Origin of the sequence: Nitrosomonas sp. (assembly GCF_019752415.1) — a bacterium.
Classification (GTDB): domain Bacteria; phylum Pseudomonadota; class Gammaproteobacteria; order Burkholderiales; family Nitrosomonadaceae; genus Nitrosomonas.
Genome location: NZ_JAIEME010000018.1, coordinates 1 through 26,764 on the forward strand (window position 1 = coordinate 1; position 26,764 = coordinate 26,764).

Annotated in this window: 23 protein-coding genes and 1 pseudogene; 5 read left to right on the top strand and 19 right to left on the bottom strand. The window is 43.8% G+C overall.

What is annotated here, in order from left to right; genetic code table 11:
* The 5 genes and pseudogenes from trmE to rpmH form a co-directional block, all read right to left on the bottom strand.
* Nucleotides 1–178, bottom strand: a pseudogene (trmE, locus tag K2P83_RS14300) (tRNA uridine-5-carboxymethylaminomethyl(34) synthesis GTPase MnmE); the annotation flags it as partial.
* Nucleotides 179–248: 70 nt separating this feature from the next.
* Nucleotides 249–2,171: a membrane protein insertase YidC gene (yidC, locus tag K2P83_RS04020; RefSeq protein WP_292926591.1), complete on the bottom strand. Its 1,923-nt coding sequence runs from the start codon at nucleotides 2,169–2,171 to the stop codon at nucleotides 249–251.
* A gap of 179 nt (nucleotides 2,172–2,350) precedes the next feature.
* Nucleotides 2,351–2,560 (bottom strand): membrane protein insertion efficiency factor YidD, encoded by a 210-nt coding sequence (yidD, locus tag K2P83_RS04025; RefSeq protein WP_292926592.1) that lies wholly within the window; start codon nucleotides 2,558–2,560, stop codon nucleotides 2,351–2,353.
* Nucleotides 2,548–2,931, bottom strand: coding sequence for a ribonuclease P protein component (rnpA, locus tag K2P83_RS04030; protein WP_363279366.1), 384 nt, complete (start codon nucleotides 2,929–2,931; stop codon nucleotides 2,548–2,550). Before rnpA ends, yidD begins: the two co-directional genes overlap by 13 nt.
* 9 nt (nucleotides 2,932–2,940) lie before the next feature.
* A complete protein-coding gene (gene rpmH / locus K2P83_RS04035; protein ID WP_090317686.1) occupies nucleotides 2,941–3,075 on the bottom strand; it encodes a 50S ribosomal protein L34 in 135 nt (44 codons plus the stop codon).
* 420 nt (nucleotides 3,076–3,495) lie between these two features.
* Between rpmH and K2P83_RS04040 the strand changes: the two genes are divergently transcribed.
* Both K2P83_RS04040 and K2P83_RS04045 read left to right on the top strand, forming a co-directional pair.
* Nucleotides 3,496–3,963: a DUF5658 family protein gene (locus tag K2P83_RS04040; RefSeq protein ID WP_292926593.1), complete on the top strand. Its 468-nt coding sequence runs from the start codon at nucleotides 3,496–3,498 to the stop codon at nucleotides 3,961–3,963.
* A gap of 381 nt (nucleotides 3,964–4,344) precedes the next feature.
* Nucleotides 4,345–4,632: a hypothetical protein gene (locus K2P83_RS04045; protein WP_292926594.1), complete on the top strand. Its 288-nt coding sequence runs from the start codon at nucleotides 4,345–4,347 to the stop codon at nucleotides 4,630–4,632.
* On the opposite strand, the gene K2P83_RS04050 is transcribed toward K2P83_RS04045, so the two are convergent.
* The 6 genes from K2P83_RS04050 to K2P83_RS04075 form a co-directional block, all read right to left on the bottom strand.
* Nucleotides 4,616–5,962 (bottom strand): TolC family outer membrane protein, encoded by a 1,347-nt coding sequence (locus K2P83_RS04050; protein ID WP_292926595.1) that lies wholly within the window; start codon nucleotides 5,960–5,962, stop codon nucleotides 4,616–4,618. The genes K2P83_RS04045 and K2P83_RS04050 overlap by 17 nt on opposite strands.
* 5 nt (nucleotides 5,963–5,967) lie before the next feature.
* Nucleotides 5,968–7,320, bottom strand: a complete 1,353-nt coding sequence (locus K2P83_RS04055; RefSeq protein WP_292926596.1) for an HlyD family type I secretion periplasmic adaptor subunit — start codon at nucleotides 7,318–7,320, stop codon at nucleotides 5,968–5,970.
* A gap of 61 nt (nucleotides 7,321–7,381) precedes the next feature.
* Nucleotides 7,382–9,172, bottom strand: coding sequence for a type I secretion system permease/ATPase (locus K2P83_RS04060; protein WP_292926597.1), 1,791 nt, complete (start codon nucleotides 9,170–9,172; stop codon nucleotides 7,382–7,384).
* A gap of 112 nt (nucleotides 9,173–9,284) precedes the next feature.
* Nucleotides 9,285–10,163 (bottom strand): NAD-dependent epimerase/dehydratase family protein, encoded by an 879-nt coding sequence (locus K2P83_RS04065; protein WP_292926598.1) that lies wholly within the window; start codon nucleotides 10,161–10,163, stop codon nucleotides 9,285–9,287.
* A complete protein-coding gene (locus K2P83_RS04070; RefSeq protein WP_292926599.1) occupies nucleotides 10,156–11,067 on the bottom strand; it encodes a glycosyltransferase family 2 protein in 912 nt (303 codons plus the stop codon). The genes K2P83_RS04065 and K2P83_RS04070 overlap by 8 nt, the downstream gene beginning before the upstream one ends.
* 40 nt (nucleotides 11,068–11,107) lie before the next feature.
* Nucleotides 11,108–12,067 carry a glycosyltransferase family 2 protein gene (locus K2P83_RS04075; protein ID WP_292926600.1) on the bottom strand — a complete coding sequence of 320 codons (960 nt, stop codon included), beginning with the start codon at nucleotides 12,065–12,067 and terminating at the stop codon, nucleotides 11,108–11,110.
* 453 nt (nucleotides 12,068–12,520) lie between these two features.
* Between K2P83_RS04075 and K2P83_RS04080 the strand changes: the two genes are divergently transcribed.
* Together K2P83_RS04080 and K2P83_RS04085 are read left to right on the top strand one after the other, a co-directional pair.
* Nucleotides 12,521–12,718 (top strand): hypothetical protein, encoded by a 198-nt coding sequence (locus tag K2P83_RS04080; RefSeq protein ID WP_292926601.1) that lies wholly within the window; start codon nucleotides 12,521–12,523, stop codon nucleotides 12,716–12,718.
* A gap of 251 nt (nucleotides 12,719–12,969) precedes the next feature.
* Nucleotides 12,970–15,030: a glycosyltransferase gene (locus K2P83_RS04085; protein WP_292926602.1), complete on the top strand. Its 2,061-nt coding sequence runs from the start codon at nucleotides 12,970–12,972 to the stop codon at nucleotides 15,028–15,030.
* Nucleotides 15,031–15,144: 114 nt separating this feature from the next.
* On the opposite strand, the gene K2P83_RS04090 is transcribed toward K2P83_RS04085, so the two are convergent.
* The 4 genes from K2P83_RS04090 to K2P83_RS04105 form a co-directional block, all read right to left on the bottom strand.
* Entirely contained in the window at nucleotides 15,145–16,878 is a 1,734-nt protein-coding gene (locus tag K2P83_RS04090; protein ID WP_292926603.1) for a PIG-L family deacetylase, read from the bottom strand.
* Between the two features lie 133 nt (nucleotides 16,879–17,011).
* Complete coding sequence (locus tag K2P83_RS04095) at nucleotides 17,012–18,835, bottom strand: GNAT family N-acetyltransferase (protein ID WP_292926604.1); 1,824 nt, start codon at nucleotides 18,833–18,835, stop codon at nucleotides 17,012–17,014.
* Nucleotides 18,828–20,105, bottom strand: a complete 1,278-nt coding sequence (locus tag K2P83_RS04100; protein WP_292926605.1) for an ABC transporter ATP-binding protein — start codon at nucleotides 20,103–20,105, stop codon at nucleotides 18,828–18,830. The genes K2P83_RS04095 and K2P83_RS04100 overlap by 8 nt, the downstream gene beginning before the upstream one ends.
* A complete protein-coding gene (locus K2P83_RS04105; protein ID WP_292926606.1) occupies nucleotides 20,095–20,853 on the bottom strand; it encodes an ABC transporter permease in 759 nt (252 codons plus the stop codon). The genes K2P83_RS04100 and K2P83_RS04105 overlap by 11 nt, the downstream gene beginning before the upstream one ends.
* Nucleotides 20,854–21,421: 568 nt before the next feature.
* Between K2P83_RS04105 and K2P83_RS04110 the strand changes: the two genes are divergently transcribed.
* The gene (locus K2P83_RS04110; protein ID WP_292926607.1) at nucleotides 21,422–23,725 is read left to right on the top strand and encodes a hypothetical protein; all 2,304 of its coding nucleotides are present in this window, start codon (nucleotides 21,422–21,424) and stop codon (nucleotides 23,723–23,725) included.
* Between the two features lie 297 nt (nucleotides 23,726–24,022).
* On the opposite strand, the gene pyrF is transcribed toward K2P83_RS04110, so the two are convergent.
* From pyrF to rpsA, 4 genes are all read right to left on the bottom strand, one after another.
* Nucleotides 24,023–24,712 carry an orotidine-5'-phosphate decarboxylase gene (gene pyrF, locus K2P83_RS04115; protein WP_292926608.1) on the bottom strand — a complete coding sequence of 230 codons (690 nt, stop codon included), beginning with the start codon at nucleotides 24,710–24,712 and terminating at the stop codon, nucleotides 24,023–24,025.
* Nucleotides 24,713–24,721: 9 nt separating this feature from the next.
* Entirely contained in the window at nucleotides 24,722–24,931 is a 210-nt protein-coding gene (locus tag K2P83_RS04120) for a LapA family protein (protein WP_363279364.1), read from the bottom strand.
* A gap of 258 nt (nucleotides 24,932–25,189) precedes the next feature.
* Complete coding sequence (locus K2P83_RS04125) at nucleotides 25,190–25,486, bottom strand: integration host factor subunit beta (protein WP_292926609.1); 297 nt, start codon at nucleotides 25,484–25,486, stop codon at nucleotides 25,190–25,192.
* Between the two features lie 9 nt (nucleotides 25,487–25,495).
* A partial coding sequence (rpsA, locus tag K2P83_RS04130; RefSeq protein ID WP_292926610.1) for a 30S ribosomal protein S1 occupies nucleotides 25,496–26,764 on the bottom strand: 1,269 nt, incomplete at its 5' end.

The window sequence follows — 26,764 nt, forward strand, 5'->3', positions numbered from 1 at the left end:
CAATGATCTGACTATTAGCATCCAGAAATTTGCCGAAGCAGGCGTAGCGCGGTTCTGGGATTTTCCCCAGTATCGTCTCAGCCAAGTGTTGCAGATTGCTGCCGGAAATACGTATTATGCCAATTCCGCCTTTGCCAGGAGGTGTTGCGATTGCTGCAATGATATCGGGGCTTACTATGAATAGTCTCCATGGATACTACTTTAAATTACCGGTTATTCATGATGCTAAATAACCGGTAATTGATGCGCTATTTTTTCTTTGTTTTCTTGCCAACAGGTGTGTTTTTTGTTTTTGCTGGCACTTTATTTTTAGTGGGCACTGTGGCAGGTGATTGCAGTGTATCGTTCTGCTCAGTATCCTCAGTAGATATTACTTCTTCCTTGACAGTGTTTTTATCTCCCACAGCAGAGGGTGCAGGCAGCTGAAGTTCTTCTTTAGGCGGTTCTGGTTTATCTTTTCTTTTTTTCTTATTTTTGTCTTTATTAGCTTCTTCTTCAGCTTTGTTTTCGTACATCCGCGTTATTTGCCATTGCTGGGTAATTGAAAGGATGTTGTTACAGAGTGAATAAAGTACAAGTCCAGACGGGAAAAAGAAAAAGAAAATGCTAAATGCAATCGGCATAATCTGCATTACTTTTGCCTGCATTGGATCTGCAGGCGTTGGGCTGAGTTTAGACTGAATCCACATTGATACGCCCATAATTACCGGGAGTACGTAATACGGATCAGGTACAGACATATCAGTGATCCATAATGCAAACGGCGCATAGCGCAATTCAACAGCAGCCATTAATGTCCAAAACAAAGCAATAAATACGGGAATCTGGACTAAAATTGGCAAACAGCCGCCCATCGGGTTAATTTTTTCTTCTTTGTAAAACTCCATCATCGCTTGATGCATACGCTGACGATCACTGGCGTATTGTTCACGTATTCGCTGCAATTTAGGAGTGACTACCCGCAGTTTAGCCATGGAGCGATAGCCAGCTGCAGATAATGGGAAAAATATCAATTTGACAGTCAATGTCAGGAGAATAATTGCTGCGCCCCAGTTGTCTGTCCACGAATGATAAAAAGAAAGCAACCAAAATAATGGCACAGCAAGTACTGTCAACCAGCCATAGTCAACTGTAAGTTCAAGTCCCGGTGCCAGCTCAGCAAGTTTATTTTGCTCCTGAGGGCCTGCGTAGAAAGGCATTGTTATGTTTTTAGTTTGCCCTGGTTCAATCGTACCAAGTGGTGCAATAACACCGGCTGTATATTGGTTAGGCGCCAGTTGTTTTGCGTAATACTCACGGGGCGTATTCTGTGCAGGTAGCCAGGCAGTCAAGAAATAGTGCTCAAGCATAGCTATCCAGCCATTATCTGCATTGGTTGGGTATTCTGCTTTATTTTTATCCAGGTCAGAAAATTTAATTTTTAGAAATTTATCCGCCTCCGTATACATTGCAGCTCCTGTATAGGAGTGAACCATTGTGCTGGCATCTGTAGGGTCGTTTGCATCCCGGAACATCTGAAAATATGAGAATGGGATAATTGTAGTATCACTATGATTCTCTATCTCAAAATTGACATCTATCACATAGCTGCCGCGATGGAAGGTATAAATCTTGGCTACTTGTATACCATCCATTTCAGGGGCCAGAAGACGTATCACTATCTTGTCCTGACCAGGCTCAAGTTCATAGCTATAATTATTCGAATCTATCGTATATTTTGTTTTGTGATTAGGTAATCCGTCGCCGATCAATCCTGATTGCGCAACATGAAATCGCGCGGTTTTATCCAATAATAGTTCGTATGGTTTATTTTTATCCTCTCTGGATGGGTGTTGGATTAAACCAAGTTGCCGTATATCGCCGCCTGCTGTGTCAATTTCAGCAACGACCATATCCGTTTTGATGTGAATTTTTTCCCCTATTGTGAATAAATTAGGCGTTACGGATGGATTGCCATTTTCTATTCCGGAAGAAATTCCAGGTTCCCCGGTTGACGAAGACAATTCATCGCCTGGCACTGGTAATGGGTCATGGCGCTGATTTGATGAATTCGAGACTGCTCCGGGCATTACTTGTGAAGCGGACGGATATAGTTCTTTTTGCCACGCGTCCCACAGAAAAAGTAATGAGGTTGAGAAAATGATAATAAGTACAAGTTTTTTTGTTTCCATTATTTATCTGATCAGGTAGGTTTTTTTCGACAAAGCTGTTTGTGTGCGATGCAGGTCAATTGATCGTGCAATTGGGTTCTTTGCTGTATTTTCATTGTATGGCAGAGCTACGTTGTCGATAATTTTGTAGGAATAAAGTAGTAAATTTTCTATATGCGATCGCGGAAATTAATGCTTGATCAGGGAACCGGCTCATAACCACCTTTACTCCAAGGGTTACATCGCAGAATGCGCCAGATACTTAATCGTGTTCCATGCAATAGCCCATATTTTTCGTATGCCTCACAGGCATATTGTGAGCAGGTTGGACTAAAACGACATGAAGGTGCCGAAAGTGGGCTGATACCGTACTGGTAGAATTTTATAAAGGCGATAATTAACCGTGACATTGCTGTAGCTGGTGCATTAATAATCGCGTTTCAGTGGCCAGTTTTATCGATTCATTCTTAGCAACAGAACGTCGTAATCGTATTACCCAATCTATTTCATTTGTTTCATCATTGAACCGGTTTCTACGAAATGTCTCTCGCAGTATACGTTTAATCCGATTGCGCTTAATTGCATGCCGTTCAATTTTCTTTGAAACAATTAATCCAAGCCGCGCATAACCAAGCCGATTCGGTTTCATATAAATCTGGATTAAATCACCACTAACCTGATATTTTAAATTAATTATTGCAGTAAATTCTGTTGATTTATGTAATCTGCAATTTATCGGTAGGGTATGAATTTCAACAAATCTAAAAATGAAAATTTTTATCCAATAAAGTTAAACGCTCAATCGAGCGCGACCTTTTGCGCGACGAGCGCGAATCACCGCAGCGCCGCCGCGTGTTCTCATGCGCACAAGAAACCCATGCGTACGCTTTCTTCTTGTAACTGAGGGCTGATAAGTACGTTTCATTTTTCTCTCTAAATTTATTTAGTCAATGGAACCGCGTATTACAACTTGTTATGGGGTCTAATGTCAATATTCTTTTTATGGATCAACCACTGCCTCTCATAAGATAGAATTGTAATAAGTATGAGTATTGTTTTTAACCTATTGATAAAAAGAATTATTTATTATTTATTATTTATTATTTATTATTTATTGATTATTGTTAATGATTGTGTATTTAAATAATGAAGTGGTTTCTTTACCCGGTTGCAGTTCTTAGGAAGCGACTTTACATTTTCCTGGCTGTATGGTATTTAGAGTGGGAATGGCTATTTGTTATGGGAGATCCTGTAACTTTATTTATTATCCGATGAGTAATTTTGTCTCGGGGTGAAAAGTAGCTTTTCTATTATATGATTAAATAATGTATGTGGGGTTTGTTGTATGGCTAATATTTCTAACAATCGAAGCCAAGATCGTCGTCAAGGTATGCCTTTTTTCTGTCCTTTTCATTTGGGAATAAAGACTGGCCGGAGAGTTGGTGGACGTAGAACAACGAATAGAGGTGAGGCAGTGTATGTGGATTATTATGCAGGACATTTGATGCTGGGTACCATCGCTATTCTATTCTTGAGTATTGGTGACGCTTTTTTTACTTTAAACATCTTAGCTAATGGTGGTGAAGAACTTAATTGGTTAATGGCGATTCTTATAGAAGACAATGTGGAGAAATTCGTTGCTTTCAAGTTGGCACTTACATCGATGGCGCTTATATTGCTTGTCATTCACCATAACGTTCAGTTGATTGGAGGAATACGGGTGAGGCATCTTAAATATATGGTTTTAATTGGGTACAGTGCATTAATTGGCTATGAGCTATTTTTGCTGGGATTAGCTGCTACATTTTCATGATGACTAGGCAGGGGGATAGAGAAGCTATCGTGAATTCCAGCAATTGATTTTTTATAGAGATGCAATTGGTCATGTACTAGTAACTCATTTGTGACTGTCCCGCTTTATCTAAAAAAGATCGATGGGCAATGAAAGGAAAGAGAATGAGTTTGGTTATGTAGAGCTTGCTAAGAAAGTATAGACAATTGATTAAATTTAATAATACTGTATTTTTTGTAAAATAATGCACAGAACAATGTCAACTAATACCAAAACCCGTTCACTATGTTCGTTATATCAGCCAAAAGCAACTACTGTTCGAAGGATTTGATACGCTACCAGGCGTATTCTTGATCCCATACTCGCTGAGCGACACTGAGAGATTGCCTACCGTGGGATGAGTTGTCCGAGAGTTACTATAAGGCGTTATGTTCAAGACTGGACCACCCGGCTAAAGATGCCGGAATTGTGATTGGAGCGGTGATTATTAATCATATTGAACCGATGCTGACGGAATATACGCTTGCCACGCCCATACCGTTACGTGATAATCGCCGCTATCTGGAACGCAATAGCGAAGGCTGGCTGAGAGCCAGTAGATTGAGAAGCGCAGCTAAAAATATCCCACGCTTGCTTGTGGCGGAGTGCTTTATTCAACATGGGATGATTACAATTAGTTCTGAGTTATAAAATAACTTGCTATATTTCTTAAATCATCGAGTGCGAGTGTGCCAGCAGCTAACTGTAAACGAAGGTATGCGAGCATATAATTATATCTTGCGTCTGCAAGATCACGTCGAGCGGTATGTAATTGCTGTTGAGCATCCAAGAGATTTAGATTAATCCGTATCCCACCCCGAATGCTTTTCTGTGTAGCTTCAACAAGTAATTCAGCGGATTTGACAGCGAGTTCTAGCGATTCGATTCTTTTGACACCACTTTGCAAAAGATTGTATTGTTTGCGCAGCTCGACAAGTACCTTATCAGTGATTGCATCGAGGTCGGCCTCTGCGCGGGCATGGTTAGCCTTTGCCTGAGCAGTGATAGCGTTCACGCGGCCTCCCGCGTATAAAGGGATATTAACCTCGATACCCGCAGTAGCCAGTTGGAATTCTTGGCCTGCAGTAACAAATGATCCGGATTTGTTGCGAGATAAGCTGGCAACAAGATCAACGCGAGGAGCGTGACCGGCGTGACTTTTCCTGATTTCTTCCTTGCCAGACGTCACAGTATGACGTTGTGTCACTAACTCAGAGTTGCGCTCAAGCGCTAATGCATACCAGGTGTCGTAGTCTTGCAACTGGATAGCTTGGGCACTGAATGTATCAGACAAGCGATCCAAATGGGTTATTTTTTGTCCTACGATTGCTCCAATCTCGAGCTGTGCGCTTTCCAACTGATCATTCGCTTCGATAACGCGTGCTTGTGCTATAGCATACTTGGATTGTGTTTCAAGCACATCGGTAGTGGTTCCTTCGCCTTTCTGAAGCATACGTTCGTTAACGCGTTTTAGTTCTTCAAGTGAATCGCGTTGTTTTTCAGCAAGCTTCACGTGGTCCTGTGCAAGTAAGGTTTTTACATAAGCTTCTACCAACCGGACTACAAGCTGTTGGCTGCGACCGGTAAATTTTGCGCGACTGGAGTCAGCCTGCGCTTTTCCCTGGCGGTAGCCAGCGATAGCTTCCATATTAATCAAAGGTTGGCGTAGTGTCAGACTGCTAACTTGACTATTAAAATTGAATGGTACTGCACCAGGAGCCTGATTAAGCGGGTCTGGATCTCGTGTTCCAGTACTTCTGCTTTGTGCATGGGTGATCGATAAATTTGGCAATAAACTTGCAAGACCAATGGCCTCTGCTTGCTGTCCTGCTTCATTTTCATGGTAAGCAGAGCGGTAAGTTGGATCATGTTCTAAAGCAGCTTCATAAGCAGCTAATAAGCTGAATGCATGAGCTAGGCAAGCTTGATTAAATAGAATACTAAAAACTAAAACAGAGACTTTCTTACGTGTGGACATCATTGCGACTACTCTTCGCTTAAGGCTGAGTGAGCACGATCAAGTATCGGCTTGAATAAGTAGCTCATTAATGATCGTTCACCTGTTCTAATAAATATCTCTACAGGCATGCCCGCTCTAATCTGTTGATCGGACAATTGTTTGATTCCTTCGGCAGTCACTTTGGCTTTCATATTGTAATAGGGAAGGCCGCTTCGCTCCTCCATTAAGCGATCCGCGGATACTTGAGTGACGGTACCAGGAATATTAGGTGTTTTCTTTTGATTGAGTGCAGAGAAAATTAGATCTACTTGAAGATCGACATAGACTTTGTCAATTAAATGGACGGGTACTTGGCCCGTAATAACCAGGACATCATCACTTGGAACAATATCCATTAACTTAAATCCTGGTCCAACTACGCCACCTTCAGTAAATACATTCATCCCCACTATGATGCCATCAACAGGTGCTCTAACCTCTGCGTTAGCTAATTCAAAATCTTGTCCACTCAATCGGTTGCTTAGGCTATCTGCTTCGCGTTGTATGTCAGATAGTTGCTGGCGTACTTCTTTCTGGTATTCCTGTTGCCGTTGAATGCGGCGCTGCTCTAATTCAGTTATCTGACGTTGTGTGCGGCCGATATTGCCGATATCCGAAGAAATTTCTCCTGTTAGTTGCGAATAGGTACGCTCAAGCTCCAGAACCCGGTTGCGGGGTACAAAACCATCCTTGGCCAAGTCACGCAGATTCACAAGTTGCTCTTCCAAGAATTTCAATTGCTGGTTTTTGCTGACCTTTGATGCTTCAAGTCCGCGCAGCTGTACTTTGAGACCGGCAATACCTTCATCAAGGGCAGCTATTTCATGTTGCAAGGCCAATCTTCGCGAGGTGAATAATTGATTTTGTATAACAATGTTATTGGCAACACGTGGATCATTTTGCAGTGATAGTAATTCTGAGGGAAAATTAATCTCGTTTTTGCCATCACGCTCTGCCAATAAACGTGATTCTACTGCACGTGCAGTATAAAGCTGGCTGCGGGTTATCTCGGTTTGTGCTTTGATCTGAATGGCATTCATACGTACCAGGATCTGGCCCACTTGGACGTGCTCCCCTTCCTTCACCAGAATGCTGTCCACAGTGCCACCAGTTTGGTGTTGTACCGCCTGGAGGTGGCTGGCGACAGTGACCGTGCCTGAGATCGGTACGCCTTTGTCCAATGGTGCGAAAGATGCCCACAGAATAAATCCGCCAAAGCCTGCCAGAACAATCCACCAGCCAAGTTTGGTGTGTGGTGTTTCATCAGTTTCGACCTGATTAGATAGTTCGACTGGAACATTCTTGATAGGTGTCTTATTGTCTTCAGCTACAAGCTTCATTAGTATCCTTGCTCAATGATCGATGCTTTCTAAATTTGTAATTGAACGGGTGTGCCTTAGTTTATTCAGTTTTGGAGTCAGTTACATGGGTGGTTTCAGTCATCTGGTTTTGAGCGGCTTGTTTTTTGGCTTCTTGTTGTGCTAGAAGTGCTTTCTGAGCCTGCTGCTGCTGTTGAGCTAGTGTTTCTAAGACTTGATTTGTCGGACCAAACATTTTTGCTATGCCATCGTGTAATAATAACAGCTTGTTAGTTGCGCTGATGATACTGGTGCGGTGTGTGATCAATACAATGGTTTTTCCACGTTTACGCAAATCAATGATGGCTGCTAGAAGCGCCTGCTCTCCCACATCGTCGAGGTTTGAATTGGGTTCATCGAGGACAATCAATGATGGATCATCATACATGGCACGCGCCAAACCGAGGCGTTGTTTCTGTCCACCTGAAAGACCTGCTCCGCCATCGCCCAGCGGTGTGTCGTAGCCGGATGGCATATTCAGAACCAATTCATGAACACCCGCTCGTTTTGCTGCTAAAATAACTTTATCCGCATGCACTTCGCCGAAACGCGCGATATTCTCAGAAACAGTGCCAGCGAATAATTCAATATCCTGGGGCAAGTAACCGATATGCGGGCCCAGTTCATCCTTGTTCCAGAGGTAAACATCCGCGCCATCCAACCTTACTTTCCCTGCAGCAGCTGGCCATACACCAACTAGTAAGCGTGCCAAAGTGGATTTTCCTGATCCGCTTGGACCAATAATGCCGAGCACTTCACCGGCAGCTAGCGAAAAAGTTAATCCCTTGATGACTGCAACTTTACCACCAGGGGGGGCCGCTGTAATATTCTCAACAGCAATCACGCCTTTCGGTTTAGGTAACGCCATACCTGCTTCGCGGGCTGGATTTTGCTCGAGCAATTGGGTCAAACGCTCATAAGCACTTCGTGTGCTGCCGATTTGCTTCCACACACTGATTAATAGCTGAACCGGCGCAATGGCCCTACCTAATAGTATTGAGCCAGCGATCATCATTCCGGGGGTAATACTGTTATCTAGAACCAGTAAAGCACCTAATCCCAGCATGAGTGACTGCAGTGCCACAGTAAAAGATTTAGACAGTGCAGTGACAACTCCTGCTTTCTCACTTGCCTCAGCTTGTAAGTTAAGGAAGCGGCTGTGTAACTTATACCAACGGGATTGGATATTGGGTAGCATACCCATGGCTTCAATTACTTCGGCATTACGCAAATTATTGGACGCCACATTGGTCGAAGCGACTGCCATTGAATTGGCTTCGGCTAAAGGCTTGTGTGAGATTTTTTCATTAATATAAGCCAAAATGAATAGTATGGTTGTACCAACTAAGGCGAAAGTACCTAGAGCAGGATGGAACATGAATATAACGAATAAATAAATTGGAAACCAGGGTGCATCAAAAAAGGCGAATAATGCGTTGCCAGTTAAGAATTGTCGCAAATTGGTCAGATCTTTTAGCGCCTGACCAGCATTGCTCTCACCTTGTTTTAAGCATTGCTCAAAGGCGGCAGTATAGACGCGCTTATTCAATTTCATATCAAGCTGAGCACCAACGCGAATCAATACAAAACTTCGCACATATTCCAGAGCACCCATGAAAATATAAGCGCCCAGCATGATTAGTGTCAGCATTAACAGAGTCATTTCGTTGCGGCTGGTTAACACGCTGTCATAGAGCTGCAGCATATAAATGGCTGGCATGAGCATCAGCATATTGATAACCGCACTAAAAACACCTATGTTTCTAAAGGCTTTCTTAAAGCTGGTCAACACCTGCGCTACTTCATTCTGAGGCGTTTTAAATTTGAATTTCATTTATCAATGCCATAAGATTTGTAAGTCATTTAATATTGAAATGTATTGAATTATTTATGCTGCCTATTTTTGCTTTGTATCGGCTGCCTTGAGTATGTTTCTCAACGGATTGTTAACCAGGTATATCTTCGGTCGTCAGTTTAAACGATCTAGGGGAAAAATTTAGATCTTGCTTTGCATCTGAGCAGTCGAATGTTAAATCCTGATTCATTCTTTCCACCATAGCAAATGTCCAGTTGCGGTAACGCGGTAGATAGTTAAGTCCCCATGCTGCTATCTGGAAAAACCAGAGCGGTATCGTCAACATGCGTGGTGGAAGATTCAGTGCCTCAAATATGCGTTTAACCATTTCACGATAAGATAAAGTTTCTTCACCGGTTAGATTATAGGAACGATTGATCAAGTTTAAAGTGTTTAGTGCCTCATAACATGCTGAAGCAACATCTTCAACGTGAATAGGTTGCCGTAGTCCCTTGGCTGATCCCAGTAGTGGAAAGAATCCAAAGCGGCGAATAAATCGTGCTATTTCAGCGATATTCTTATCCTGTCCGTGTCCATAAATCAGTGTCGGACGTAAAATAATCCATTCTACCCCATGCGTGGCCGCCCATGTTTGCACAAATTCCTCGCTTTCAATCAATTGCTGCGCAATTCTCTGCTCGCTCGGGTCGGGTGACGTATTCTTGGTGAAACGGCTGGTGGAAGATAATACAACAATTCGTCGAGCACCATAGGCGGATAAGAGATCAAATTGCTCAGGTATTATCCAAATTGGAGCCGCACATATCCAAACAGAGATATTATTTCTTTCTGTACAGACTCGTAATCGAGTTGTTGTGTCTAGCTGTTGCCAAGTAATTTGCGAATGACTTTGTGTAACCGGGCGGCGAGAAAAAGCGGTGACATGCCAATCATTTTGCATCAATTGCTTCAGCAAGCATCCACCAATCAGGCTAGTTGCGCCCAGCAATCCGACATGTCGCTCACTCATGTTTTGATTTCAGCAGCTTATAACAATTTTGTAGCGAATAGCGTAGCACAATGATACCGAAGCGGAGCCATATGGCGAGCGTAACGAGAGCCATCAGAGCACGAGGATATCGATCCTGAAAGAATTTCCGGTAGAAACGCAGCATACCTTTATGTTTATGCCATGCGACAAAAAATGGCCGGGCACGGCTGCAGGTTCCCTGAAAATGGGTAACCAGAGCATTCGGTACAAAAAGAATTTTCCAGTTCTTTTGCTTAAATCGCATGCACCAATCCAGATCTTCACAATGTAAAAAATAATTTTCATCCCAGGAACCCACATCATCGATGGCTTCACGCCGCACCAGCATCAATGCACCTGATATGGCTTCGACTTCAATGGGAGATTGTGGCAATGGCTGTTTATCCAGATGAAAATCAAAAAACAACTGTGGCCAGTATCTTGCTAGATGATATAAACCAAAGGCACGCACAAACGCTCGCCAGGGTGAAGGGATAGCGCGGCGGCCACCACCTTGTTCGGAACCGTCCGGGTTAATCAGATAACCGCCGACCATGCCGATGTGAGGGTCTGATTCCAATACCTGAACCATGCGTTGTAATGAGCCGGTGCTTAAAATACAGTCGGGATTCAGGAAAAGTATATAAGGGGAAGTTGCTTCTTGATAGCCAAGATTACAGCCCGTAGCGAACCCCACATTCTTACTCAGTCGGATGATGTGCAAACGAGCTTCTGCTGGAACCCTGGTGTTTAGATTCGCCAGACTTGAATCTGACGAAGCATTATCGACTACGATAACTTGTTTTGCTTGTTCCAACGCAGCAAGGATGCAAGCTGTCAGTAGCAAACCGGCATTATGATTAACTACGACAACTGATGCGGACTCATGCTCTGAAGAGTGCATTTACTTAGATCCTATAATGATCGATGAATTGGATTCAGATCTATGGTTCTGATCGGTGTGATTGCCAGCGCCCAGGAAACTTCCCGCTTATCCCGCGTATTCCATGCCACAGACCGAGAGTCATCATTCGGAAATTTGAGAATCGTGGTGGTATAAGAAGCGAGAAAAGTCCATATTTCAACACCAGCCGATAGGCATCGCTTAAAGTCCAAGTCAGTGAAATATAATTTCTCTTGTAAAGCAAAAGGGCATTCCGGATCAAATAATAGTTGCGTAACGGGCTGTGCACTGGAATGATGCGCTTCCCGTTTCGCCACGAAAACACGCGATCTCCCAGTGCATGGCTCATTCTTGCCGCGCATACTCCAAAACAGTTATATTCCATGCTCCTGGCTCGCAGACACCATTCAACATCCACATAGTCGATAAACAGAGAAGCATCCATCATACCGATAGCATCTAGGGCAGAAAGTCGAATCAGCATACCAGAGGTAATCAGAAAATCCACTTGATGAAGTTCATTTTCTCCTTTTTTGCAGTTGATTCTGATGGATTTCAACCCCGCAAAGCGGAAAAAAGGTGCTGGCTCTGGGTGGCGCGGATCATGGTATTGCGGGCCGACTGCCGCAACTCGTTCACCCTGTTGTAACAATTTTACCTCGCTGGTCAACAATTGTTCGATCATATCGGGAAATGGGAGGCTATCCTGATCGAAAAGCGCTACATGGGTGATGTTGTTTTTTTGCGCCCACCGGATTGCATGATTGTGCGCCTCGGCTACGCCAAAATTGTCTGAGAGGGGTAGGAAGACAATGTTTTCTTGTTGATGTGTTTCAATCCAGCTGACACAATCCTTGGAAGAGCCATTATCCACAATAACGGTTACGGTCACTTGCTTTGCCAAAGCCGAAAAAAGATTTTCCAGCTCGCCAAGATCGGGATGGTAAGTGACGATAACGGCACAGACTGAGGAATGGGGGGTTATAGAGCTATTTTTCATTCGGATTGACGTGTTTCCTGTGTCAAAGGTTTACTGAATTTTTTGTGATATCTGTTCGTTTGTTTTCGTTAAACTTGCGATTCCCCGTGGTCTTGCCGCGGGGATAGGTGCAGGGCGCGCGGAGCAAATTTATTAAAACAATTCGTATTTAGAATTTCAGCAGCAAGGGCGTAAATCACCATAAGAAAATATGAAAGTAACAAAAAGGCTTGGCAAAGTAGCATAGAAAGATGGCTTCTAGAAAGAAATTTTCTTTCATTTTTAGAAGTCGCGATGGATGCAATAGAATATTGCGTGAAGCGTGTTTTGTTGTGTATGTTCATGTTTATACCATCTTAATAAGATGTAAACAATGCTAATAAATCACACCCACATACAAACAGACAGTGAAAATTTTGGCTGTTGGGCTATCTCTGGGCAGGCTTCTAGCGTTAATCTGCCGTGGATTTGTGTTTGACACTCTTTCTGATTTCCAGTAACTTCAGTGCCTATCAATTGGTGCGTTTATTTTCCCTATATGCGCATTTGGTATGGTTTTTCTACCAAGCGGCACGGCGGGCTTCTGCGCATGATCCAGGCCATACAATTGTTGAATCTGGAGTGCCGGTGGTGATTGACGTCAACCCCATTTTAGTATGCCCTCAGCACTAATCTTGACAGTAAAGCGCTCAACAAAGTCTATTTTGACAGCTCGTGTCACTCGTGGATCAACGACGTTCGGGTTGCAAGTGCGCTATAACCGAATTTTGCTCAATTAAACAATAACCCTATTGGATATGCTTGGCGAATTAATCAGAATTTATTATGCATCGCGTCGCGTGCTGAAAAATGGCGGTACGAAGGTCTTTTTGGAAAGGGGGCTTGCGTACCTGCGTCACCGTAGTCTCGTATTCAAAGACTCCTTGCGTAGCAAACAGGTTTCTTTTAAAGACGTGTTATTTATCAGCGGTTGCTCGCTGCCACATCCCACTCGCTATCGTGTCGATCATCAAATGGAGCAACTACATTTCAATGGAGTGGCTTGCGACAAGATCTGGTATCAGCTTCTCGAACCTGAGATGGCGCAGTGCTATCGTTGTTTCGTTTTTTTTCGTTGTCCCATCACACCGGAAATCGAGAGTTTCGTGTCTGAGGCGAGACAATTGAACAAGCAGATTTTGTTCGATATCGATGACTTGGTCATCGATCAAAAATATACCCAGACGATTAAATATCTTGGTAGTTTGAGCAGCGATGACTTGATTCTGTATAACGATGGAGTAGAGCGAATGCAAAAGTTGTTGCGGCTTTGCGATGGTGCGATCACGACTACCACACGACTGGCTGCGGAACTTTTGAACTATGTTCCACGTGTATTTATCAACCGGAATGTTGCCTCTGAGAAAATGCTTGTTCTTTCACTTGCTGCCATTAAGAACAAGAAGCCAAGACCTGATTGTGTCGTTCTGGGTTATTTCAGCGGGAGCATTACGCATAACGACGACATTCGTATGATCGAGCCCGTCCTGCAAAGATTACTTAGGGAAAACTCCCAGGTGCGACTTCTTTTAGCGGGAGTGCTCACTGTTCCACCTCAATTTGCCGAGTTCGGTGATCGAATTATTGTTCAGTCCTTCCAGGACTGGGCCGATCTTCCTGAATTGATTGCCAAGGCCGACGTGAATCTGGTGCCTCTAGAAACTTCCATTTTTAATGAAGCTAAATCGGAAAATAAATGGCTCGAAGCGGCTTTGGTCAAGGTGCCAACCGTAGCGAGTAAACTTGGTCCCTTTCAAGAGATGCTCGAGGACGGTAAGACCGGTTTTTTGTGCGAAACCCTCGATGAGTGGTATGCAGTGCTCACCAAGTTAGTCTCGTCCCCGGAACTCCTTCTGAACGTAGCCGAAAATGCGCACAGAAAGGCTCTGGAAACACATATCACTGCTGTAACCGGCCATAAGTTGGCAGCTTATCTGAGAACAGTGCTCGCGCCCTCCATTGCGTTCTTGCTACCCACCACGAATATCAGCGGAGGGGTAAACGTAGTGTTGAAACACGCGCAGATGCTTCGTTCCACAGGCTTCGATGTGACGCTTTTGACTGAGCAGGACCAAGAGCCCGGATTCGTAGATTTTGCTGGCGCGAGATTTTTTGCCCTATCAACCAGGCGTACGATCGTAGATGCATATTTCGATAAGCTCGTCACGACACTTTGGTCCACGTGCCCATGGGGAAATGCCTACGCTAGAGCAAAGGTTTGTTATTACCTGGTTCAGAACTTCGAGACCGATTTTTACGAGCCGGGAGATTTTTTCCGACTGGTTGCGAACAGTACCTATAGCCGGTTTCCGAAACTTAAGTACATCACGATTTCCAGATGGTGTGAGAAGTGGCTAAAGGAGCGTTTTGAGCAGAACGCTGGATACGCTCCCAACGGTATCGATCTAGCGCTTTTCCAATATAGCGCTCGCGATTTCTCGAATGAAAAAATCAGAATACTTATCGAAGGAGATTCCGAAAGCCCTTACAAGAATATTGATGAGGCTTTCAGGATCGCTAATCGCTTAAGTCGTGACAAGTATGAGGTCTGGTACCTTAGCTATCAAGGTAGGCCAAAGTCGTGGTACCACTTCGAGAAATTCTTGCATAAAGTCTCCTATGACAAAGTTGCAGATGTTTATCGCGATTGCCACATTCTCCTAAAGACAAGTATCTTGGAGAGTTTTTCCTATCCGCCGTTAGAAATGATGGCAACTGGAGGTTTAGTCGTCGTTCGACCTAATGGTGGAAATCTAGAGTATCTTCGGGACCAGGAAAATTGCTTAATGTATCGAGAAAATGATATAGATCATGCGCAGGAGTGCATTGAGCGGTTGGTATCTAACTCTAAGTTACGTGAAACGCTAATCGAGAACGGAAGAGCCACCGCGCATGCGCGGTCTTGGGAAGCAATCAAGGATCAGATTATCCAGTTATACGCGTAGGCTATGGGGTTGTTTATTATCGTCGTACTCAATTGTAATGCCGCTAAAATATCACCTGCGGTTTCTGGGTGCATTGGTTTCTAAACAGATCCTCAGTAACGAAATTACGGAAACTCATGGACGATTCAGAAAGCTTCTTATCATCTGATTGATCTGGCGTAAAGGTGCGGTAATACGCCATGAGCGGGAATGACAAACGATATCCAGTTTAACCTGGCAAGCGGCCAGTTTTGTCTGAGCATCGGCTAGTTGTGTTTGTGTATTGACCAATTGCGATTGAGTGTTGGCCAGTTGTGTCTGTGTATTGACCAATTCTGTCAGAGTGTTGGTCAGTTGTGTTTGAGTGTTAGCCAGCTCCCGTTGTGCTGCATAGGCATTCCAGAAATCTTCCATAAGCTTGGCCAGACGTTTGGCCGGCCAAAGGGTACGCCACTTGTCATAGATGCGAGCATAGGCCGCCCCGAAAAAAACCTTTTGCCGATGTACTCCGGAACTGTCATGGATACGGTAAAAAGCACTGATCTCTGGAATGAATACAAAATCACCCCGCAGGCTGACCTGCAACCAGAAATCCCAATCTTCATTAAGATCGAGTGTTTCGTCCATACGGCAGCCATACTCAAGCATTGTGCGGCGAAACAACACAGAATGGACAGGCATGAAATTGCTGGCCATTAACAGAGAAGCATTAAATGAGTGATTGAAGATCATGCCAGTTGGTTGTTTCTCATTATCCATACAAGCAATCTCCGTATGGGCGGCGGAGCAGATTGGATGTGCGGCCAGTGCGTCAGACAATTTAGCAATGTGATCGGGTGCCAGCCAATCATCATCGTCAAGAAATAATAGATATTCACCATTGGCTGCTTGTAGACCAACATTGCCAGCGCGTGAACGATGCAATGGAAATTCTTCTTCACTCGTAACAATACGTAGCGGGAAACGCCCACACCATTCGCCTACTTCTCGATGATCCGTACCTTTGGCGTTGACGAGGACCACTTCAATATTCGGATAAACCTGCAAGGCAACCGAGTCCAGTGCATCGGATAATGTAGGGCGATTCATGCTGCGAATGATAATACTGACCAACGGCATGTCGCTGCTGTCCAAAACTAATCCCAAGGCTTTTTGGCGTGTGTGTTCCGACTGATACAGTTTGAGCGGATCATTGGACAACTCCTCAGCAGAGATCACAATGTAGGCCTCCGCTGCGGTGACGCTGGCGGGCAGGGTATAGGTGCGATAACGGTTGAGTGCGGTGATATGCTGGTCGTAACGCTGTCTTGCAATTTGTGAAACAAAACATTCCATGGCGGCCGTTTTGCGTGCCGCCAGATCGCTGATATCAAGCAATAGATTGGGACGCAGTGGGATGCCGACTTCATACAATGCGACGCGCACTGCTTTGCCTATTCTTCTGATGGCCTCCACGACAGCCATCCCTAGCACGCGATGATCCGGGTGCATCTCAAAAACCGATGGTGCATAGACCAAGTCAGCGCCAGTTTCATGAATGGCTGTTAAAATTTCCTGAATGAGTTTTTCGCTATAATAGACTTGCCGGTCCTGGTATCGCCAAAAAATAGGCGTGCCATAGCCGAGGGTATGGGCAGCGGTGATGCTTTCACTCTGACGTTGCCGGGTATATTCGGTTTTATTTTCGTCGCTTACACCATGCGCACCATCGGATACGATGATGACGCGAACAGGAACATTCTGATCAATGTGACGCATAATGGCGCCACCGCAGCCGAATACCTCATCATCGGGGTGAGGAGCAAACACAAGTGCGAGTGTGCAAGGAATATTTGTAATGGCCTGATTAGGAACGAGTAAGTTTTCCAAGAAAATCTCAGTTATCGGTTGGTTTTTTTGTTTGCTATGATTTACATGAAACACAATCCTGCCGTTATTTTAACCTGAATAGCCTATGAACAACTATCAAGCTTGAGTGCGGTCTGGCCTGGGTGATGGCTTTTTAGCGGAAGTCCTTATCACCACTCATCAACCACCAGTGATTTTTTAGTATTTCGGGGGACGGCCCATTGCTCCAGGCGTTTGCGGGTATATGAATATTCACCGTTTGTTGCGTGCCGCCAGCAACGTCAAAATAGTCGGCGAAGTTTGCGGTAATGCGGCAAAATACTCGTGTGGTGCCGTGCATGCCAGCCAGCCGTCTGGCATGCGTAATCAATAGTGGAATTTCGGCTAGCGGTGCGATGAGATCAACGATTTCACAGCCTTCCGGATCATAGCGCAGTACTAGGATACCGCGAGCATAGTTACTGAAACGATTTCTCACCAGTATGATCTGGTATTGTTGATTGGGATGATTAAGGTAACGGTGCTGTAGATACTGCCAATCGCGTACACCGATGATAGCTGTTTGCAAATCTGCCACCATATTTTGCCAGCATTGATCGACAGCAGTTTTTGCAAAATCTGCTTGTTCTTGACCAATCAAATGCAGACGTGTTCCCCAGAGCGGGAAACGTGATCGGATGTTCCAGGAGAATTCAGTCAGGCATCCAACTTCAGCATATAATCCATGCCGTACAGCAATTTTCATATGTCGCTCATTGGGAAAACCTAAACCTACTAGATAGGGCTTGCCATAGCCGATGTAGCGCTCTAAAAAGGTTGCTGTCATCAGGAAAAATGGGCCTTTTCGGGTGAGTATGCCGCGTTCACTGGTGTCTACCATCACATCCCCAATTTGCACAGCGGTTTGAGGTTGGCCAAAGAACAGAATTCTCCGGCTAACACCACCATAATGCGCGATTAATTGATTGTCCCGCCAAATACCAATTTCACCCCCTGAATGCGAGCCGTATTTCCATTGCCAAGTAGCCGGTGTCATGTCGTGATGGAATGTTTTCTTAAATAAATCCAACATTTCCTGGATCTGATTCTTTTCTAGGATTTGCAAGCGCCATTTAGGCACGGTTTTTTTTCTAAAATGTAACAAGGCATAACCATAATGCCCGCTGGCATACTTTTTGTGATAGCTCCGGTTCGATTCATCCAGTTGAGTGAGTTGCTGCTCGTCGATCAAGAAAAGATCTTTGATCAGTCTTTGCCGGTGCGTTGCGGTAATGTGCAACAGATGATCCAGTGTGGGCGCCGCCTGAGTGGATAAATCCACGTGCTCAACCAGTTCAAACCCAAATCGTTCTGCGAGCGCTACCAGGTCATTAAGCAGATGAAGGTCTTCCACTCTTGCTTCATCGTATTTCAATGCGAACGCATCGACAATGATTAAATCACCGGATAGGGGGAGCAGATCGAGTGCTTTATTAAAAATGACCAATGGCTCTATTGATTGTGCGGATTCCAGCAATAGCACAACATCAAAGCTTTCTGGTTGGGCTTTAAAATCTTGCAGCGAATGGCAACTTACGGGAACCTCTGAGTCCAGGTTTTTTTGAATATAAGCGATCTGTTGTGCGTCGGGAGTGATGCCATGGACATCATAACCGCGCTGATTTAATTGAGTAAGCGTAGTGCCCAGACCGACACCCACTTCCAGAATACGGCAAGGAGACGGCGGTAGTCTGGTTATCAGCAGATCGGTAGAAAATTGCTGTGCCGACTGCAGGCTGGTTTGGTTATCTTGGAACAACCCATAATGTAGATAGGTGGCTTTGCCTTCTTCTAACAGCAAAGCATGGGCATAGACATTTAATGGAAAAGTCAGATCCTTGAAAGGGGAGGGTGATGCTGCGGCACTTGAAGCGGTATGACCGGTATGCCGGTAGTGTCGTGTACTTTGCGCCAAATTGTGATTAACCGTCTTAGTCATTATGGATAGTAATCTGGTTATTTTCCCACTGATGAGGAATTGAAAAATATCCCTGTAAACGGCTGATTTGTTTTACCTGCAGAGTTGCCACACTTTCTGCTGCATCATAAAGATGTATACCGCGCTCACAGAGTAAATATACGCTGATCAGATACTCGCCCTTGAGTAGTGGAATTTGATCCAGTCTGAGACAAATCTGTCCATATCCTTCGGAATTACGTCGTACGTTAAATTGGTCTTCCCATGTTGCCGCACTGGTGATCGTGCGGCCATCTTTTGCTTGTAATGTCATTCCCACATTGGGGCAAGGCAATGAGGGGTCGGAAGCAAAGGTGATCCATAGCTTGATGTTGGATTGACCGCTTGTGATGATAGCATGCTGCGCGTTGATCTCGTCCGTCAGAAGATTGACTTTTTCTAGGCGGGCGCTACCCGATGTATGTTTCTTGTCAAATGCAGGAACATTGTTGTGAGTATTGGATGTTTCAAGAACGGAATCGGTCATGCATTGATCCAGAAATGTCTGGTAAGCGGATACCACTTGCGCCGATTCGCCATCTAAAATGATTTTTCCCTGGTTAATCCAGATAGCCCGGCTACATAAAGACTCAACTTGAAACAACGAGTGTGAGCAGAATAGGATTGTTTTTCCCGCATCGCGCATCTGCATGATGCGATCAAATGATTTTCGGGCGAAAGCGCCATCGCCGACTGATAGCGCTTCATCAATAACCAGAATATCCGGGTCGACATTAATCGCCACGGAAAATGCCAGGCGCACATACATACCACTGGAATAAGTTTTAACTGGCTGGTCGATGAAATCGCGGACACCGGAGAAATTAATAATATCTTCTATGCGGTCGGCAATCTCTGATTGACTGAATCCCATAATCGCGGCGCTCATTAAAACATTTTCGCGGCCGGTGAAATCGGGATTAAAGCCGGCACCTAACTCCAGCAAAGCAGCAATACGGCCGCTTACCTCTATTTCACCATGGGTGGGTGTCAGTGTGCCGCAAACCAATTGCAACAGTGTCGACTTTCCGGAGCCATTTTGACCAACGATGCCAACAACTTCCCCTGGCATCACAGTCAAATCAATATCGTGCAGCGCCCATAACTCACGATAAAATTGACGGAGCCTCCACCATTTGTGCGGCCATAAGAACTGCTTTAAACGATCCTTCGGGTGCTGATACAGTTGATAGCATTTTGATAGTTTAAAAGCGCTAATAGCTGGTTCAGGGCTGGCGGGATTAGAGGACATCAGCAAATCCTTTACGTGTTTTCATAAACCACATCAAACCAGCCCAGGCAACGATTGACGCAAGCATATAATATACAACTAAACCGCTCCAATCCGGGAGTTGGCCATATAAGGTTACTGCTCGTGCTTGCTCTATGACAAAAGAGAGCGGGTTGAGAAAAAGATAGTCGCGAACAGATTCCGGTAATGCAGAAGCAGGATAGAAAATTGGACTCAGAAACAGTAACATCGTCAAGATTAGGCCAATAAATTGCCCAATGTCACGAACATAAACCCCTATTGAAGCGAGCATCCAGGATAATCCCATGATGAGTAAAAGCAGCGGCAGCACGATGATTGGCAAACAAATTAGTGTCCAATGAATGGGATGATCAATAACCAGCATAAAAGTAACTAACACCAAAAAACTAATTCCGGCATGAAACAACGCGGAACCTAGAGAAACCAGCGGCAAGATTTCCAACGGGAAAATAACTTTTTTGACGTAATTGACATTCGCGAGTATTAATCCAGGGGAGCGGGAAAGGCATTCGGAAAATAAATTAAATATAATCAATCCGGTAAATAATAATAATGCAAAGGCAAATTTATCATCATATATATCCGTGTTCTGTGGATCTAAGCGTATTTTAAATACCACACCGAAAACAAATGTATAGATGGCCAGCATCAAAATGGGATTGACAAATGTCCATAATAATCCAAGAAACGAGCCTCTGTAGCGGCCAATCACCTCGCGCTTGATCATTTGAAAGATAAGGGGGTGGTGTTGCCAGAGGCGTAAAAAGTTATCTAAAAAGGTAGTGTTGGGCGGATGCAAGAAATTGAATATAGGGCATTGAATAGCATATTATCGCAGATTCTGAGCGAAAAATAACAGCGGAAAAAATGATAGGCTACCGCAAACCAGTCGCAGCAAGTGCAAAGCTAACCGGATTGCTAGAAATGATTAAAGTAAATATGTGATTATAGCCACACAATATCGACAATCGGATTGCGTATACTGCATAAATAGGTAGAAGTAATTATCTATTGATGTAAAAAGGCACATTCTTACTTGCCTTTTTAAAGTTTTGGCATGAACAAATGCTGTTACAATGTTGTAAATATGCAACATACTTAATGTAAACTTCAGTCACATACTTGCAAAGCAGTTTTGTTTTCGGCAGAATGTACTTTAACTTGGCTTTTGTAGTATCTTCTGCTAGATGGATTGTTGGCTGCATAGAAGCTGCATAGAGACAAAGTGAAAAGTGAAAAACTTGCAAGTAATTTACTTTCGTAACTATTTTTAATTTTTTATCAAGGGAGCTCCCATGGCTATAACGAATGCACAGGAAACAGAAATTCTGAAGGTTGTTGCGGGTTTGTTCGATGCAGCGCCGGGTGGTACTAATCTAACTGAGTTGGCAAATCTGGTTGAAGGCGGAATGACCATTAGCCAATTAGCCGATGCGCTGGCTGCAAACACATTGTTTACCAATGGTATTATGGCAGGTAAGGTTACAGTGGATGATCAGGTTGCTGTTTTAATGGATCATTTTGGTGTGGTAGCTGACAGCGATCCAGCAAGTGCTGGTTCTCAGGCAGAAGCTTACTTTACAGCACAGATTGAGTCTGGTGCTGGATTTGGTCAGATTATTTATGATGCAGTGACATTCCTTTCACAAGATCCAGCGACATTGCCAGCAGAGTTTGCAGATACAGCAGCATTGTTGGCAAATAAAGCATTAGTGGCAGAGCTATATTCTCGGGATCATTCTTCTAGTGACTTGGCTCAATTGCAATCAATACTAGCGGGTGTATCTGCAAGCACTCCAACAACTGAAGCAGAAGCTGCAGAATATCTGAATAGTATTGGTGAAGGGCCGAATGCAGGGGAGTCGCTAGCACTTACCTTTGGCGCAGATACTTTTACAGGTGGTGCAGGTAATGATACCTTTACCGCTGGCGTAGTGAATAATGGTGCCGGCACTTTAGTAAATAGTCTGGAAGATGCAGATATTATTAATGGATCTGGTGGTGACGATACATTGAACGTGGTTCTGAATGCGGCAACGACTACTACTCCATCGATTACAGATGTGGAGATTATTAATATTCGCAATATTGATAATGATGCAACTGTTGACTTTACGGATACCTCTGGCACTGAGCAAATCTGGAATAATGCCTCATCATCTTCTAGAACTTTGACTTATGACGCTGCTCCAATTGCAGCAACTTTTGGTATTAGAAGTACCAGTTCAACTACTGATATCGATACATTTGATGATGTAACTGGAACTGATGATAATCTGGCGTTGGCAGTAAGTGGTGCTGGTAAAGACACAGGCGATGCAGTTGTTGATTCAACATCTGATGCGGGTTCAATCGAAACAATGAGTATTGCTGCGACTGGTGAAAACTTTGTCGATGTCTCAGCATTTACAGCAATAACTGGATTGACGGTGACAGGAACTGGAACATTGACGGCCGTTGTCGATGTGACTGCACTCGAAACAGTAGATGCATCTGGTAATAGTGGTGGCCTGACAGTTGATTTATCAGCTGCTGCTGCCGATCTGACTGTAACCGGTGGTTCAGGTGATGATGATATTACTGCAGGTACTGCAGATGATACAATTGAAGCAGGTGCCGGTGATGATAGAATTGCTTTCCTAACGGGTACATTGGATTCTAATGATACGGTCACGGGTGGTGATGGGGAAGATACGTTAGCGCTTGATGATGGTGATGACGCAGCAGGTCTTGATGCGACTGAACAAACTGAATTTGAAGTACTTGAATTGGGTACTGCAGCTGCGGCAGTTACTTTCGATAATGCTGATTTTGAGTTTACGAAAATTGTATTAGCAGGTGATGTGACAGCCGGTGGTGATTTAACTATCGATAATCTTGGCGATGGTACAGTTGAAGTGACAGCAGATCAAACAACTAATGGTGTAGTTGTAAGTTCAAGTGGAACTAGTGACACCCTTGCAGTTTTAATCAATGCAGATGCTGCAGTAGCAATAAATTCACTTGATGTTACTGACGTAGAAACAGTTAATGTAAACACTACAGCTGATACCGATGATACAACTTTCACAGCAATCGAAACTGATGGGGTTACGGCACTGTCTTTCACAGGTGCAGGCGATATATTTATTACTGATATTACTGATGCAGATAATGCAAATAATGCAACCACCAAGATTACCGAAATTGATCTGACGGGTCAGACAGGTGGTTTTGAAATGACTGCAAACAATTTGGGTTATGGTGCTAAATTTATCTTGTCAAATCTCGGTAATACAGCGACAGCAAACTTTGACTTTGATGATGATGCAACCAATGATGAAGCATCTGAGTTGATTGCTACAACTGGATTCCGTGATACATTTGAGTTTTCAACTGCATTTGACGGTAACGTATCAATTGCTGACGGTGAGTTTGGTGGTGATGTTACTGATGACCGCATTGATCTGTCGTTCTTCGGTATAGCATCTATTGATGATTTGACATTTACTGATGGTGGTGATGGTGTTTTGATTACGAGTGATGCATTTGATGGTCAGATTCTGCTTGTTGGGCTTGTTGGTGCAGATGTAAATTCAAGCGATTTCATTCTCTCATAAAGAAAAAATCTTAATTTAAGTTGTAAGGATAGGGAGAAAAGCACTCTTGGCTAAGCCAAGAGTGCTTTTTTAATTCAGTTAACTCGCCGAGATGAATTGAGTTAAGTTGGGGACACCAGAGAATAGAAAGTGAAATGCTAAACAAATAAACAAAAAGTGATTACGAACAATTTTGTTGTGATTATGTTTACATTGATCGTTTCAGGCCGGGTGTTATTCCAATTCTCGATAGATATGAAAATATATAAATGCTTAACTAATAAGAATGTTAATTGTGCTTTTTGCTGCGCAGTAAGGTTAGAGAATGATACTTTCGTGTATCTGTTGCAGAGCTATAAGAGGGTCGGATGCTTTGGTGATAGGCCTGCCGATTACTAAATAATTGGCTCCATTTAAGATTGCTAGATTCGGTGTTGTAATTCTTTTTTGATCATCTGCTTGATTATTGAATGGACGTATACCGGGTGTAACCAGGCAAAAATCTTTCCCTATTTGTTGTCGTAGATTGGCTGCTTCCAATGCAGAACAAACCACACCATCTAAAGCGCAGTCTTTGGCTAATCGTGTTAGTCGCTCCACAATTTGCTCAGGATTGCCTTGTAATCCGATATCCGCGAGATCATTCTGATCCATACTGGTGAGTAAAGTGACTGCAATCAGTTTGGTTGATCCTTGCGCAATGGCTTCACGTGCCGCCATTAACATTTTTCGCCCGCCCAACGCATGGACATTAATCATCCAAACACCTAAATGAGCGGCTGCTTTGCAGGCATTGGCGACGGTATTGGGAATATCGTGAAATTTGAGATCAAGAAAGATGTCGAAGCCTTTCAGCATAAGCTTTTCTACCAGATTCGGTCCGGCTGCTGTGAAAAGTTCTTTGCCCACTTTTAAGCGGCATAAGCGGGGTTCAAGTCTTCCAGCTAGCCTCAACGCATCTTCAGCACTGGAAAAATCAAGTGCGACTATGATGCGCGGGTCATGCATGGGAGGAATTTATTTATGGGAGAAACAACGGCATCGCACAAAGATAAGGGCGATAAGCGTGCCCAGTGCGAAGAAAATCAGAAGCGCTACGCTTAAAGGAAGTTCGATCGATTTGTCGAAATAATAATGCAATTCGATTGGTTGTAAGTTTTTCGAAGCAAATACAGCCAGAATTACAAAGACTATGATGCGCAGAAGCCAAGTGATTACGTTCATCATGATGAGTTTAGCCCAGATGAGTTAATAAGTGATTAATTATAAGCTTAAACCAAGCTGGTTTATAGAAGATTACTAAATTATGAATTGTCAATTAAGCATTTGATTCGACTATCCGTGTCTAGAATTTCAAGAATGTAAAGTTATAACAATCAAAAATATATTCTGATCCAATTTCTCATTCTGAAACACAGTATTTTCTGTAAATTTTACATTGAGTGAGCACTTCTAATCTTTAGAAGTGCTCTGCATTTGATTCGGCTACTTGCCTTTTGTATCCTTATAATCAACACGCTCACGCATTTCTTTTCCGGCTTTAAAGTGCGGAACATATTTCTCAGGTACTTTGACTTTCTCACCTGATTTCGGATTCCTGCCAACACGCGGCGGCCTATAATTTAAGTCAAAACTACCAAAACCGCGTATTTCTATACGTTGGCCTTCGGCTAGGCTTTTTGCCATTGCGTCGATAATCGTCTTGACTGAGAGCTCAGCATCCTTGGTGACTAGTTGCGGGAAGCGTGCCCCTAGTCGAGTAATTAATTCAGATTTCGTCATGAATTTTCCTTATTGCTCTGTGTTCTTGCTATCCATTTTAGCTTTTAGTAAAGCACCCAAACTGGTTGTTCCAGCATTGACAGGCGCTTTAATTTTTTGCATGGCACTGGATTCATCTGATTTATCTTTTGCCTTAATCGACAGATTGATGGTGCGATTTTTGCGATCCACATTGATGATCATAGTCTCGACTTTATCGCCTTCTTTCAAGTGCGTGCGTATGTCTTCCACGCGATCACGTGAAACTTCGGAAGCGCGCAAATAACCTTCCACTTCATTGGTCAATGCTATCACAGCGCCTTTGGCGTCGATAGACTTCACAGTGCCATCAATGATGCTATTTTTATCGTGTTCTGCGACAAAGCTGGTGAAAGGATCTCCTTCCATCTGCTTGATACCTAGTGAAATACGTTCACGTTCAACATCGATGGATAGAATGATCGCTTCTACGTCGTCCCCTTTTTTATAATTAAGAACAGCTTCTTCACCAGGATGATTCCAGGATAAATCAGATAAATGCACAAGACCGTCGATATTGCCAGGTAATCCGATGAATACACCGAAGTCTGTAATGGATTTAATCTGGCCACGGACTTTATCGCCTTTCTCATGATTTGTGGCAAACTCATCCCATGGGTTGGTTTGACATTGTTTCATACCCAGCGAGATGCGGCGGCGCTCTTCATCAATTTCAAGAATCATTACTTCGACTTCGTCACCCAGTTGTACAATCTTAGATGGATAAACGTTTTTGTTGGTCCAATCCATTTCGGATACATGCACTAACCCTTCAATACCCTGTTCTATTTCAATAAAAGCACCGTAATCGGTTAAATTGGTTACTTTGCCAAATAGACGGGTGCGTGCTGGATAACGTCGTGACAGACCTACCCATGGATCTTCGCTGAGTTGTTTCATGCCCAATGAAACACGATTCTTTTCCTGATCGAACTTGAGCACTTTGGCGGTAACTTCATCACCGATATTGACCACTTCGGATGGATGCTTAACGCGACGCCATGCTAAGTCAGTAATATGCAGCAGTCCGTCAATTCCACCCAAATCAACGAATGCGCCATAATCAGTAATATTTTTGACTACACCTTGAACAACCGAACCTTCTTGCAGATTCGACAATAAGGTTTCACGATCTGCTCCTTGTGTCGCTTCCAGTACCGCGCGGCGTGATACCACAACATTATTACGTTTGCGATCAAGTTTGATGACTTTGAATTCCATTTCCTTATTTTCATAAGGTGAGGTGTCCTTGACAGGACG

Coding starts and splice junctions, on each gene's coding strand:
- K2P83_RS04055 (WP_292926596.1), bottom strand. CDS start 7,320: ATGAAGCTTGTAGCTGAAGACAATAAGACACCTATCAAGAATGTTCCA.
- K2P83_RS04125 (WP_292926609.1), bottom strand. CDS start 25,486: ATGACGAAATCTGAATTAATTACTCGACTAGGGGCACGCTTCCCGCAA.
- K2P83_RS04040 (WP_292926593.1), top strand. CDS start 3,496: ATGGCTAATATTTCTAACAATCGAAGCCAAGATCGTCGTCAAGGTATG.
- K2P83_RS04105 (WP_292926606.1), bottom strand. CDS start 20,853: ATGATCAAGCGCGAGGTGATTGGCCGCTACAGAGGCTCGTTTCTTGGA.
- K2P83_RS04110 (WP_292926607.1), top strand. CDS start 21,422: ATGGCTATAACGAATGCACAGGAAACAGAAATTCTGAAGGTTGTTGCG.
- K2P83_RS04075 (WP_292926600.1), bottom strand. CDS start 12,067: ATGAAAAATAGCTCTATAACCCCCCATTCCTCAGTCTGTGCCGTTATC.
- K2P83_RS04120 (WP_363279364.1), bottom strand. CDS start 24,931: ATGATGAACGTAATCACTTGGCTTCTGCGCATCATAGTCTTTGTAATT.
- K2P83_RS04050 (WP_292926595.1), bottom strand. CDS start 5,962: ATGATGTCCACACGTAAGAAAGTCTCTGTTTTAGTTTTTAGTATTCTA.
- K2P83_RS04060 (WP_292926597.1), bottom strand. CDS start 9,172: ATGAAATTCAAATTTAAAACGCCTCAGAATGAAGTAGCGCAGGTGTTG.
- pyrF (WP_292926608.1), bottom strand. CDS start 24,712: ATGCATGACCCGCGCATCATAGTCGCACTTGATTTTTCCAGTGCTGAA.
- K2P83_RS04070 (WP_292926599.1), bottom strand. CDS start 11,067: ATGCACTCTTCAGAGCATGAGTCCGCATCAGTTGTCGTAGTTAATCAT.
- rpmH (WP_090317686.1), bottom strand. CDS start 3,075: ATGAAACGTACTTATCAGCCCTCAGTTACAAGAAGAAAGCGTACGCAT.
- K2P83_RS04095 (WP_292926604.1), bottom strand. CDS start 18,835: ATGACTAAGACGGTTAATCACAATTTGGCGCAAAGTACACGACACTAC.
- yidC (WP_292926591.1), bottom strand. CDS start 2,171: ATGGAAACAAAAAAACTTGTACTTATTATCATTTTCTCAACCTCATTA.
- K2P83_RS04065 (WP_292926598.1), bottom strand. CDS start 10,163: ATGAGTGAGCGACATGTCGGATTGCTGGGCGCAACTAGCCTGATTGGT.
- yidD (WP_292926592.1), bottom strand. CDS start 2,560: ATGTCACGGTTAATTATCGCCTTTATAAAATTCTACCAGTACGGTATC.
- K2P83_RS04100 (WP_292926605.1), bottom strand. CDS start 20,105: ATGTCCTCTAATCCCGCCAGCCCTGAACCAGCTATTAGCGCTTTTAAA.